Here is a 12,604-nt window from a genome sequence, read left to right as displayed (position 1 = left end):
GTGGACGGGTCACGCGATGCGAGTCACGGCGAGCGGATGGCCGCCGCGCAGGCCTGCACGCCGCGCGCGCAGCCGAGTCGACCGCCCGACTCGCCGCCGCCCGCCGGCGCCGCGGCGCGGAACGAGGCGGTGCTTCCGGTGAGCAGCAGGTTGTAGTCGCCCGTGCCGGTGAATCCGCCGCCGGCGCTGGCGACGATCACGGTGTACGTCCCGGTCGTCGCGGCGACGAACGCGACGTGCGCCGCCGCGAAGCCGAAGTTGCTGGCGACGACGTTACCGTTAGGCCCGATCACGCGCAGCCACGGCGAGAAGCCCGACGTGACGCCGGTCTCCGCGAGGTCGAGGGCGATCGGGTCGCCGGCGTTCGCCGCGAACGTCCAGCCATCGACGTCGCCCGTGTAGATGGTGCCGGTGCTCGTGACGCCGCTCGCGAGCGCGCCGCCCTGGTCGCCGGCGGAGACGGTGAGCGTGCCGGGCGCCCGGATCAGCGTGAGCAGGTAGTCGCCGGTGCCGGTGAACCCGCCGCCCGCGCTCCCCACGATCACGGTGTAGGTGCCCGTGAGCGCCGCGTTGAACTCCAGCTGCGCGGCCGAGAAGCCGAAGTTGGATCCGACGGGCGCGCCGTCGGGCCCGACGATCCGCAGCCACGGTGAGAAGCCCGACGAGTTCGTGGTCTCGCCCAGGCTCACGACGACGCGGTTCCCCATCGTCGCCGTGAACGTCCACACGTCGACGTCGCCGAGGTAGATCGTGCCCGTGTGCGTCGCGCCGTTCGTCATCGGGCCGCCCTCGTCGCTCGCGGACACGGCGACCGCGCCCGGCGCCTTCGCGAGCGTCAGCAGGTAGTCGCCCGTGCCGGTGAAGCCGCCGCCCGCGCTCGCGACGATCACCGTGTAGGTGCCCGCGACCGGCGCGCTGAACTCCACCTGCGCCGCGGAGAAGCCGAAGTTGTTGCCGACCACCGTGCCGTTAGGCGCGACGACGCGCAGCCAGGGCGAGAAGCCCGAGGAGTTCGTCGTCTCGCCGAGACTCACGACGACGTGGTCGTTCGCGGCCGCGGAGAACGTCCAGCCGTCGATGTCGCCGAGATAGATGGTGCCGGCGTGCGTGGCGCCGTTCACGAGCGCGCCGCCCTGGTCGCCGGTCGAGACGGTGACCGCGCCCGGCGCCTTGATGTAGCTCAGCAGATAGTCGCCCGTACCGGTGAACCCGCCCCCCGCACTGCCCACGATCACGGTGTACGTGCCGGTGGTCGGCGCGGCGAACTCCACCTGGGCCGCTGAGAACCCGAAGTTGCTGCCGATCACCGCGCCGGTCGGCCCGACGACGCGCAGCCAGGGTGAGAAGCCGGACGAATTCGTCGTCTCGCCGAGGCTGACCACGACCCGGTCGCCCGCGTTGGCGGCGAACGTCCAGCCGTCCACGTCGCCCAGGTAGATCGTGCCGGTGTGGGTCGCGCCGTTCGTGAGCGCGCCGCCCTCGTCGCCGGTGGAGACGGTGAGCGCTCCGGGCGCCTTGATGTACGTCAGCAGGTAGTCGCCGGTGCCGGTGAACCCACCGCCGGCGCTGGCGACGACGACCGTGTAGGTGCCGGACATCGGCGCCGAGAACTCGACCTGCGCGGCAGAGAACCCGAAGTTGCTGGCCACCACGGAGCCGTCCGGCGCCAGCACGCGCAGCCACGGCGAGAAGCCCGACGAGTTGGTCGTCTCACCGAGGCTGACGACGACGTGCTCGCTCTGGTTGGCCGTCAGCGTCCAGCCGTCGATGTCGCCGCTGTAGATGGCGCCCGTCGCGGTGGCGCCGTTGACAAGCGGCCCGCCCTCGTCGCCGCTCGACGCCGTCACGATGCCGGGCGCGCGGACCGAGGTGATGAGGTAGTCGCCGGTGCCGGTGAACCCGCCGGCGGCACTGCCCACGATCACGGTGTACGTCCCCGCCACGGTCGCCGCGAACTCGATCTGCGCCGCGACGAAGCCGAAGTTGGAGCCGACGACGGTCCCGTTAGGCGCGACGATGCGCAGCCACGGCGAGAAGCCGGAGGAGTTCGCGGTCTCGCCGACGCTCACGACGACGTGGTCGCCGACGTTCGCCGAGAACGTCCACCCGTCGATGTCGCCGAGGTAGATGTTGCCGGTGTGGGTGGTCCCGTTCCCGAGCGTGCCGCCCTGATCGCCCGGCGACACGACCAGCGCGCCCGGGGCCTTGATCAGCGTGAGCAGGTAGTCGCCCGTGCCCACGCCACCCCCGTCGGCGCTCGCGACGAGCACCGAGTACGTGCCGGTGGTCGTCGCGGTGAACTCCACCTGCGCGGCGAAGAACCCGAAGTTGCTCGCGACCAGCGTTCCGCCGGGCGCGTTGACGCGCAGCCACGGCGAGAAGTTCAGCGTCGTGCCGGTCTCGCCGAGGCTCAGCACCACGTGGTCGCCGGCGTTCGCCGTGAACGTCCACGTGTCCACCTGGTGCGCGAGGGCGATGCGCCCCGTGGCGGTCGCGCCGTTCCGCAGCGGCCCCGGCCCGGCCGATACGCTGGCGATGGTGAACGCGATCGGCAGCTCGCTCGCGGCGAGCAGTGGCGCGAGCGTGCCGTCGCTGCGCGTGAGCGCCCACCGCCCGCGCACGACGTCGACCGAGACGGCCCCCAGCTCCGTGGCCCCCTGCAGCACGCGAATGCGGTACGTGAGACGCGTGGTGAAGCGGGCGTCCAGCAGATTCCACGACGCCACGTAGCGGCCGGCGACCGCATCGATCGTGATCGGCAGCGTGGAGCCCGACGGGGTCGTGGAGAACGTGACGACCGGCGGCGCCGTGCACGCCGTGCCGTTCCACGCGCAGACCTCCACGGTCGGTGCCGCGGTGGCGTCGAACGTCGACGGATCCTCGACGCCAGTCCCGAGCGGCGGCAGGAACTCGAACGTCGACGTGACGGCCGCGACGACGGGCGACTCGGCTGGCGCGGCTCCCGTGACACGCAGCGCCGCTGCGTCGGGGGTGGGCCCGCTCGGTGCCGTCGTGGCTTCGAACCGATCGCATGCTGCCACGAGGCAGGCGACGACGACGAGGCGGCGCAACATGGACGGTGCCTCCTGTGACGGGGAATCGTGACAGAGGCGGCGGCTGCCTGGCTACATCGACTGTCGCTGCGGGTCCGGCGACGCGTCGAGAGCGGGCGCGGCGTCCGACCGGAAGTGCCCGTGCGAGTGCTCGGCGACGTCACGAGCGGGCGGTCTCACGTCGGAAGGCGCGCCTATCATGCGGGCCGCCGGAGGACGCCGCAAGGCCGCGCGGCGGCGGCGACCCGTTAGGCGCCGATCAGGGCGGCGGCGGATCCGGCTCCAGCGGCAGCACGAAGTGGAACTGGCTGCCCTGCCCCTCCTCGCTCTGCACCCAGATCCGCCCGCCGTGTGCGTCGACGACGAGCTTGCAGAACGCGAGGCCGAGCCCCGACGACCGCACCCGCGGCGCGCGCGCGCGCCCCGTCTCGAACTTGCGGAAGATCAGCTCGTGGTACTCGCGCGGGATCCCGGGGCCGTCGTCCTGCACGGTGAAGCGCACGCCGTCCGGATCGCGCCGCGCGCCGAGGCGCACCGACTTCGCGTTCGCCGCATGCGTCACGGCGTTCTGCAGCAGGTTGCCGAACACGCGGCGCAGCAGCGCGCGGTCCGCGACGACGGTGGGCACGTCGGGCGCGACGTCGAGCGTCGCGTGCACGCCGGCCTGCGTGAAGCGCACCTCCCAGTCGCGCACGATCTCGGCCAGGAAGCGCGTCGGCTCGATCGGCGCCGGGTCCAGCGCGATCGCGCCCTCCTCGATGCGCGCGATCTCGAGCAGATCCTCGATGAGCGCGAGCAGCTCGTTCGCCTTCGACAGCGCGTCGCCCATCGCGCTGCGCTGCCGCTCCGTCGTCGGCCCGAAGTCGCCGTCGGTCACCATCTCCAGCGTCGCGAGCACGGACGTGAGCGGCGACTTGAGGTCGTGCACGATCATCTTCATGAGATCGTCGCGCACCTTCTCCAGCTCGCGCAGCTTGCGGTAGCTGTCCTCGAGCGCGTCGGTCGCCGCCTTCAGCTTGAGCAGGCTGCGCACGCGCGCGCCCAACACGAGCCGGTTGTGCGGCTTCGTGAGGAAGTCGTCGCCGCCGGCCTCGATCGCGCGCACGCGGTCGGCGGTGTCGTTCAGCGCGGTGACGAAGATGACCGGGATGCGCGCGGTGCGCGGGTCGCGCTTGATCCGGCGGCACACCTCGAAGCCGGTTTGCCGCTCGGGCACCATGAGGTCGCCCGGCGGCATCGACACGTCGAGGATGCAGAGATCGGGACGGCGCTCGAACGCGAGCCGCAGCGCGGAGGGGCCGTCCTCCGCGGCGACCGTGCGGTAGCCGAGGACGTGCAGCTGGTCGGCCAGCAGCTCCACGTTCGCCGGCACGTCGTCGGCGACCAGGATGACGGGCGCGTCGTCGGTCATGGACTGCTGATGAATCGGCGCTGGTGCGGCGGCGCTGATGAATCGGCGCGCATACGGCGCTGAAACCGCGCGCTATCTGAGCCGCCGTTCCAGCGCCGGGTCACCAGCGCCGAGCTATCAGCGCCGCAGCCGAGCATCACGATCACGGCCGGACGGTCAGGCCCACGCTGAGCGTCCACGCGCGCTCGGTCGCGCTCGACGCCGTGCCGCCGACGAGCGACCGCGACGCGTGCTGCAGCCCGAGGTCGAGGATCGCGCGGCCCCCGGTGAACGGCGCGCCGAGTCCGCCGGAGAACGCCGTCTCGCGCACATCGGAGTCGCCGAGCCCGAACGGCAGCGTGCGACGGCGCCCGCCGAGCCGGAACAGCAGCGCGCTCGGCCCGAGCCGCGGCCCGACCGCTTCCACGCCGGCGGCGTACTCCGGCGCGTCGGTGATGCGCAGCGCCGACGCGCCGAGGCCGTTCATCTTCGTCCACGACGTCTGCGACCACGAGGCGGTGAACGACGCGCCCGGCAGCCGGTCGACGCGCACGCCGACGCCGACGCGGTCCGGCACCTGCGCGCGGCGCAGCGTGGTGTCGTTGCGCTCCGCGCGCAGTGTGCCGCCGCGGCGATACGACCCGGCGACGCTGAAGCCCGGCACGATGCGCCACTCGGCGCCCGCGGAGAACGCCAGACCGGTGAACTCCACGCCGCTCGAGTCGCTCACCGTGCCGAACTGCGTCGTGTCGGTGAACGTGCGGCCGCTCACCACGCGGTGCTGCCCGGTGACGAGGTGTCCGGCGAGGCCTAACGACAGCCGGCGCCCGACGTTGTACGCCGCGCCGAGCCGCACGTCCTCCATGGAGCCGCGCGACTCGATCAGCTGCGTGCCCGTCACCGTCTCGCCGCCGATCGTCTCCGTGGACGGCACCGACGTCGAGAACGTGCGGTCGAGGAGCGTCGCCGCGGACACGCCGAGCTGCAGCTGCTCGCGGATCGGGATGCCGATGGCGATGAGCGGAAAGCGCGTGAGCGTCGCGTTCTGCGACTGCCCGCCGGACGTGACGCGGCGGAACTCGGGATCGTACTGCGCGGTGAACGCGGTGCGGCCCCACCACCGGCGGATGGCCGAGTTGATCGGCGAGGCGCCCCACGAGCCGAGCGCCGCGGGGTTGATCGGCGACGCGGGATCGAACTCGGCGACCGAGCCGCCGGTGCCGAGCGCGCGCGTGCTCAGCTCACCGCTCGGGTAGCCGTACCCCTGCGTGCTGAGGCTTCCCTGCGCGGCGACCGTTCCCGCGGAGAGCGCGACCGCGCCTAACGCGAGCGCGAGGCGACGTGTAGTGGTCACGGGAGTGCGAACTCCGTGCGGGGAATGAAGCTGATGCGGAGCCGCGGCCGCTGCGTCGGCGAGCCCTCGGCCGACACGAAGCGGAGCGCGGCGGCCTGCGCGCCCTCGAACCGCGCGCGGAGCACGAGCGCCCGCTGCGTCGTCGTGGGCAGCGCGTGCCACGCGCGGACGAGGTTCACGAGACTGAGCGAGCGCGCGCCGCTGTCCGCCGGCGACAGCCGCAGCGAGTCGACGCCGAAGTTGGAGCCCGGCGCCGAGAGATCGACCGACCGCCGCAGGTCGGCGATGGAGCCCTCCGCCACGACGACGTTCGGCGTGAGCTCCACCGTGTCGGTGCGCTCGGCCCCCGGCGTCGGGCGCTGCGTGAGCAGCAGCGTCGCGCGCACGATCGTGGCCGAGTCGACGAGCCGCGACGGCACCACGAAGCGCATGAACGTGCGCCGCGCCGGCAGACCGCCGATCACCAGGTCGCTGCCGAACGCCGGCACGGCGCCCGCCGCGACGATCGTGAAGTCGCGGAAGCCGAGCGCGGTCTCCGCGTCGCCCGTCGGCGTCGACGACGACGGCGTGAGCACGATCGGGCTGTACGTCGTGTCGCCCGCGCTCACCGGGTCGAAGCTCAGTCGCACGGGCGACGTCGCGGTGCCGCCCTGCGACGCGTCGATGCGCAGCCGGACCGGCGCCGTGCTCGAGATGCGGAGCCCGATCCGCAGCCGCAGCGTGTCGCGCGTCTTCGCCGCGATCGCCGCGTTCGAGATCCGCACGCGGAGGCTGTCGGTCGTGAGGCTCTCGGGCCGTACCGTCACCGTGCCGATGAGACGGTCGGGGCGGAACAACCCGTTCAGCGCCGCCGCCGTCGTGTCGTTCGCCGCCGTCGTGTCCACGTCGTACGCGGAGATCGTCGCGGGCTGCGTGAGCAGCTTCGTCGCCGTGTCGAAGTGGATCGTGATGAAGCCGGAGTCGACCTGCGTGATCCGCACCGAGTCCGCGGCGCCGGTCGGAAAGTAGCGCGCCGGCAGCGTGTCGAAGCGCACGATGGTGCGCACGTCGAGCGTGTCCGGGCGCGGCTGCGCGGCGAGGAGCAGGAACTGCTGCTCGCCGGGGAGCGGATAGCCCGTGAGCACGCTGTCGAACACCACGGCGTCGAGCGTCGTGTCGCTCACCGGGGTGTTCTCCGTCGGGCACAGCGCCGGGCACGCGGCCCCGCTCTCTATGCGTTCGGTGCATGCCGCCGCGACCACGAGCAGAGCCAGCGCGGTGAGGCGGAGCAGAATCGAGATTCGTCGCACTACCTGTCGTCCGTGAGAGAGCCCGACCCGTGGTGCTCGCGGAGCGAATCCGGGAGGAACGGGCTCGGAAGGAGTTCGTTCATGGTCCAGCGGCGGGCGAGCCCGTCGTGCACGACGCTCACGACCTCCAGCGTCGGCGCGAACTCGGCCAGCACCTGGCGGCACTGCCCGCACGGCGGCGTGGGATCCTCCGCCTCGGTCGCGATCACGATCAGCTCGAAGTCGCGCCGGCCCGCCGCGAGCGCGGTCATCACGGCGCCGCGCTCGGCGCAGATCGACGCCGGGTACGACGCGTTCTCCACGTTGCACCCGACGAAGACCTCGCCGGAGCGCGTGAGCAGCGCGGCGCCCACGCGGAAGCGCGAGTACGGCGCGTACGCCCGACGCATGACGTCGATCGCCGCCGGGATGAGGCGATCGAGGCGGGGATCGTCGGCCACGGCGGCGTCTGCGGCTGGTGCGGCGTCGAACGTCACCGCGTCACCAGCTCCCGGAGGAACGATCGCCCGCTGCCCCGGAAGTCGCTGCCGAGCCATTCCGCCACGGTCGCGCCGACGTCGGCGAACGTGTCACGCTCGCCGACGTCGGTGGGACGGACCTGGGGGCCGACGACGAGGAGCGGCGCGCGCTCGCGGGCGTGGTCGGTCGACGCGGTCGTCGGGTCGTTGCCGTGGTCGGCGGTGATGAACAGCAGGTCGTCCTCGCGAAGAAGTGCCTCGAACGTCGGGAGCGCGGCGTCGACCTCCCGCAGCGCCCCGTAGAACCCCGCAACGTCGTTCCGGTGCCCGAAGAGGGTGTCGAAATCTACCAGGTTGGCGAACAGCAACCCATCGGACTCCTCGCGCAGCCAGGTCGCGATCGCCTCGATCCCCTCGGCGTTGCTCCCGGTGTGGCGCGCCCGGAGGTTCCGGCCGGCGAACAGGTCGTCCACCTTGCCCACGCCCGCACGAGAGACCCCCGCCGCGGCAAGGGCGTCAAGCAGCGTCGTCTCGGGCGGCTCGATGGAGAGGTCGCGGCGGTTCTTCGTTCGCTGGTAGCGCCCCGGCTCGCCGACGAACGGCCGCGCGATCACCCGCGACACGTCGTGGGGCGCGACGAGCATCTCGCGGGCGGTCTCGCACGCCGCGTACAGCTCGGCCAGCGGGATCACGCCCTCGTGCGAAGCGACCTGGAAGACGGAGTCCGCGGACGTGTAGACGATCCACTTCCCCGTCGCCTGGTGCTCGGCGCCGAAGTCGTCGATGATCGCGGTGCCGCTCGCCGCGACGTTGCCGAGGACACCCCGGCCCGTCCGGGCCGCGAACTCGTCGATCACGTCCGGCGGGAAGCCGTCCGGGTACGTGGGGAACGGCCGCGCGAGCCGGATCCCCGCCAGCTCCCAGTGCCCCGTCGTGCTGTCCTTCCCGGCCGACGCCGGCTGCAGCCGTCCCCACGCGCCGCCCGGGTGCGCGACCGCCGCCATGCCGCGCAGCGGACGCACGTGGCCGAGGCCGAGCCGCTCGAGGTTCGGCAGCTGGAGCCCGCCGACGGCCTCCGCCACATGGCCGAGCGTGTCGCTGCCCGCGTCGCCGTACGTCGCGGCGTCGTGCGCCTCGCCGGCGCCGACACCGTCGAGCACGAGGATGACGGCGCGGCGGCTCATGCGATGCGGCGTCATGCGGCGTGCAGGTAGCGGCGCGGCACGCGCTGTCGCAGCCCGGTCAGCAGCTCGTACGGCGAGAGATCGCCCATGGCCGCGACGTCGGACACGGTGAGCAGCGCGCTCCCGTCGCGACCGATCAGCGTCGCGACGTCGCCAACGGCGCACGCGGTGCCCGTCACGTCGAGCATCGTCATGTCCATCGTCACGCGCCCGACGACCGGCACGCGGACGCCGTGCAGCAGCGCCACCGCGCGGTTGCCGAGGATGCGCCGGTAGCCGTCGCCGTAGCCGCACGCGACCGTGGCGATGATGCGATCGCCCTCGGCGCGCCACGTGGCCGCGTAGCTCACCGTCTCGCCGGCGCGCACGGTGTGCAGGTCGACCACCCGCGCCCGGAGGTGCGCCACCGGCGCGGCCTCGAGCGCGCCGCCGCTCGGCACGCCGTACAGGAACACCCCCGGGCGCGCGAGCGACCACGGCGACGGCGCGCGGTGCTCGATGGCGGGGCTGTTCTCCGCGTGCAGCAGCGTGGGCCGCGCGGCCAGCGGCAGCGCATCGAGCGCGGCGCGGAAGCGGTGCTCCTGCTCGGCGCGCGACGCCTGGTCCGTGTCGGCGGAGTGGAAGTGCGTGTACGCGCCCTCCGGCGGATGCGCCGCGGCGACCGCGCGCACGGCGTCCATCGCGTCCCACCGCACGCCGGCGCGGCCCATCCCGGTGTCGATCGACAGATGCCACGCGGCGCCGCCGAGCATCGTCCAGCGCACGACGTCGTCGGCGCGGTGGAGCGACGGCGTGAGCCCGGCGCGGTGCGCGCGCGGCAGCTCGGTCGGCAGCAGCGGCGTGAACACGAGGATGCGCCGCGCGATCCCCGCCGCGCGCAGCTCCTCGCCCTCCGCCACCGTCGCCACGCCGTAGCCCCACGGGTCCAGCGACTCGAGCGCGCGCGTCACGGCGAGCGCGCCGAGTCCGTATGCATCCGCCTTCACCATCGGCAGCAGCGGCACGCGCGCGCGGCGCGCGAGCGCGGCCGCGTTGCGCCGCAGCGCCGCGAGATCGACGTCCAGCCACGCGCGCTGGCGGTCGGGATCGTCGGCGTCGTGCGGCTCGGCCACTGCATGGTGCGGGTTAGATTGGTCGGTCATCCGGCGGCGGAATTGGCGGAGCCGCGAAACCTAAGGGACTCGGCGAAGCACATGCAAGACAAGCCCACGCTTGAAGATACGCTCGCGCTGATGCGCGATCTCCGGCGCCGCTGCGAGTGGGATCGCGCGCAGACGCACGACTCGCTGCGGCCGTATCTCATCGAGGAGGCGCACGAGGTCGACGACGCGATCCGCTCGGGCGACGACGCCATGCTGCGCGAGGAGCTCGGCGACCTGCTGCTCCAGGTGCTGTTCCACTCGGTGGTGGCCGAGGAGCGCGGCGCGTTCGATCTGCACGACGTGGCGCACTCGCTCATCACGAAGATGCGGGCCCGCCACCCGCACCTCTATCCGCCGGACGGGCAGGAGCCAGGCGAGCGACAGTCGTGGGAGTCGATGAAGGCGAGGAAGCGGCGCGGCAGCATCGAGGAGGGGCTGCCATCGGGGCTTCCGTCGCTGCACCGGGCGCACCGGCTGCAGGACCGCGCGGCGGGCGTCGGCTTCGACTGGCCCGACGTGGACGGACCAGCCGCGAAGGTCGAGGAGGAGCTGGCGGAGGTGCGTGACGAGCTGCACGGTGGGAGCGATGCCACTCGACTCGAAGCGGAGATCGGCGACCTGCTGTTTGCCGTGGTGAACCTCGCGCGGAAGGCCGGCGTGCACGCGTCGCTCGCGCTCGACAAGGCGAACGCGAAGTTCGCCGCGCGCTTCTCCGCGATCGAGAAGCTCGCGGCCGAGCGCGGGATCGACGTCAACTCGGCCGGCCTAACGGTGTTGGACCAGCTGTGGGACGAGGTGAAGGCCGCAGGGAGCGACCGATGAGCCCGACGTCCCGAATGCGCTCGACGCTGCTCGCCGGTCTCGGGCTCGCCGGTCTCGGGCTCGCCGTCGCCGCCGCGCCCGCGGTCGCCCAACCGCTCTATCGCCCGCGCGCCATCGCGAACGCCTACGCGAAGCACACGCGCTCGCCCGACGGCCGCCCCGGACCGGCGTACTGGGAGAACCACGCGCGCTACGTCATCACGCTCGACGTGACGCCGGCGTCGCGCGCGGTGCACGGCAGCGAGCGGATCACCTACGTGAACGAGAGCCCGGACACGCTGCGCGCGCTGAACGTCAAGCTGTTCCTCAACGCGCACAAGCCGACGGCGCCCCGGCAGGGGGCGACGAGCACGGACTATCTCACGTCGGGCGTGCACGTCGACTCGTTCACGGTGAACGGGGCCGCCGTCCGGTGGGGCGACGACGCGCGCGTGTTCACCAACCGCGCCGTGCGCCTGCCGACGCCGCTCCTGCCGCACGACTCCGTGCACCTGTCGTTCGACTGGCACTACGACCTCTCGCGCGTGAGCGGCCGCGAGGGGATGCTCGACTCCACCACCGCGTACCTCGCCTACTTCTACCCGCGCGTCGCCGTGTACGACGACTACAACGGGTGGGACACGATGACGTTCACCGAGTCGCAGGAGTTCTACAGCGACTTCAACGACTACGACGTCACGGTGCGCGCTCCAGCGAACTACGTCGTGTGGGGCACGGGCACCCTCGTGAACGCGCAGGAGGTGCTGCAATCCGCGCCGCTCGCGCGGCTGCAGGCGTCGCTCGCCGCGGACACGACGATCCACGTGGCGACGCGCGCCGATCATGCGGCGCACGCGGTGACGGCCCAGCAGCCGACGAACGGCTGGCACTTCACGGCGCGCGGCGTCCCCGACGTCACCTATGCGGTGAGCGACCACTACGTGTGGGACGCGGCGAGCGTCGTCGTCGACTCCGCGGCGCGGCGGCGCGCCGGCGTCCAGTCGGCCTACGTCGACACGGCGCCCGACTTCCGGTACATGGTGCAGTTCGGGCGGCACGCGCTCGCGTGGCTGTCGAGCAACTGGCCGGGCGTGCCGTACCCGTACGAGAAGACGACGATCGTGCAGGGGTTCGCCGACATGGAGTACCCGATGATGGTGAACGACTCCAGCAACCCCGACACGACGTTCTCGCGATTCGTCGCGGAGCACGAGATCGCGCACACGTGGTTCCCGTTCTACATGGGAATCAACGAGACGCGCTACGGCTTCATGGACGAGGGATGGGCGACGACGTTCGAGTACCTCATCAACGTGCCCGACATGGGTGCCGCGAAGGCGGGCGACTTCTTCCGGCGATTCCGCGTGCAGGGCTGGATCCGCGACCCGTCGCCGAACGAGGATCTGCCGATCGTCACGCCCGGCGACGCGCTGTCCGGCGCGGCGCTCGGCAACAACGAGTACGGCAAGGCGGCGTTAGGCTACCTCGCCGCGAAGGACCTGCTCGGCGACGCGGCGTTTCGCACCGGGCTGCACGCGTTCATCGACCGGTGGCACGGCAGGCACCCGATCCCGTGGGACTTCTTCGCGACGATGAACGACGCCACGGGCAGGGACCTGAACTGGTTCTGGCGCGCGTGGTACTTCTCGAACGGCTACATCGACCTGGCCGTCGACGGCGTGCGGAAGTCGTCGAGCGGCTACGCGGTCACGCTGCGCAACGTCGGCGGCATGCCGGCGCCGGTGAACCTCGTGCTGCAGTACGCCGACGGCTCGACGGAGCGCGTGCACGAGACGCCGGCGATCTGGGCGTCGGATCAGACGCGCGCGACCGTCGGCGTGCAGACGCGGAAGGCGCTGCGCAGCGTCACGCTCGACGGCGGCATCTGGATGGACGCGGACACCACGAACGATCGCTGGACGGCACCCTAAGC

At 72.4% G+C, this 12,604-nt stretch carries 9 protein-coding genes; 2 read left to right on the top strand and 7 right to left on the bottom strand.

Translation table 11 applies throughout. The features are described from left to right. Positions 1–23: 23 nt before the first annotated feature. From J421_RS15555 to alr, 7 genes are all read right to left on the bottom strand, one after another. Positions 24–3,074: a beta strand repeat-containing protein gene (locus J421_RS15555; RefSeq protein ID WP_025412103.1), complete on the bottom strand. Its 3,051-nt coding sequence runs from the start codon at positions 3,072–3,074 to the stop codon at positions 24–26. A gap of 238 nt (positions 3,075–3,312) precedes the next feature. Continuing rightward, complete coding sequence (locus J421_RS15550) at positions 3,313–4,464, bottom strand: hybrid sensor histidine kinase/response regulator (RefSeq protein WP_025412102.1); 1,152 nt, start codon at positions 4,462–4,464, stop codon at positions 3,313–3,315. Positions 4,465–4,606: 142 nt separating this feature from the next. After that, a complete protein-coding gene (locus tag J421_RS15545; protein ID WP_025412101.1) occupies positions 4,607–5,797 on the bottom strand; it encodes a hypothetical protein in 1,191 nt (396 codons plus the stop codon). After that, positions 5,794–6,960 (bottom strand): hypothetical protein, encoded by a 1,167-nt coding sequence (locus tag J421_RS15540; protein ID WP_148306345.1) that lies wholly within the window; start codon positions 6,958–6,960, stop codon positions 5,794–5,796. The genes J421_RS15545 and J421_RS15540 overlap by 4 nt, the downstream gene beginning before the upstream one ends. A gap of 125 nt (positions 6,961–7,085) precedes the next feature. Beyond that, a complete protein-coding gene (gene cdd / locus J421_RS15535; protein ID WP_025412099.1) occupies positions 7,086–7,526 on the bottom strand; it encodes a cytidine deaminase in 441 nt (146 codons plus the stop codon). Positions 7,527–7,558: 32 nt separating this feature from the next. Next, positions 7,559–8,743 (bottom strand): phosphopentomutase, encoded by a 1,185-nt coding sequence (locus J421_RS15530; protein WP_236646254.1) that lies wholly within the window; start codon positions 8,741–8,743, stop codon positions 7,559–7,561. Continuing rightward, a complete protein-coding gene (alr, locus tag J421_RS15525; RefSeq protein WP_104022681.1) occupies positions 8,740–9,870 on the bottom strand; it encodes an alanine racemase in 1,131 nt (376 codons plus the stop codon). Before alr ends, J421_RS15530 begins: the two co-directional genes overlap by 4 nt. Before the next feature lie 51 nt (positions 9,871–9,921). Between alr and mazG the strand changes: the two genes are divergently transcribed. Further along, the gene (gene mazG / locus J421_RS15520) at positions 9,922–10,692 is read left to right on the top strand and encodes a nucleoside triphosphate pyrophosphohydrolase (RefSeq protein ID WP_025412096.1); all 771 of its coding nucleotides are present in this window, start codon (positions 9,922–9,924) and stop codon (positions 10,690–10,692) included. After that, positions 10,689–12,602, top strand: a complete 1,914-nt coding sequence (locus J421_RS15515) for a M1 family metallopeptidase (protein ID WP_201773022.1) — start codon at positions 10,689–10,691, stop codon at positions 12,600–12,602. The genes mazG and J421_RS15515 overlap by 4 nt, the downstream gene beginning before the upstream one ends. Positions 12,603–12,604: the final 2 nt, after the last annotated feature.

Origin of the sequence: Gemmatirosa kalamazoonensis (genome assembly GCF_000522985.1) — a bacterium.
In the GTDB taxonomy this organism is placed as follows: domain Bacteria; phylum Gemmatimonadota; class Gemmatimonadetes; order Gemmatimonadales; family Gemmatimonadaceae; genus Gemmatirosa; species Gemmatirosa kalamazoonensis.
The sequence above is the reverse complement of the archived record's forward strand: the minus strand, read 5'-3'. Positions and strand labels throughout refer to the sequence as shown.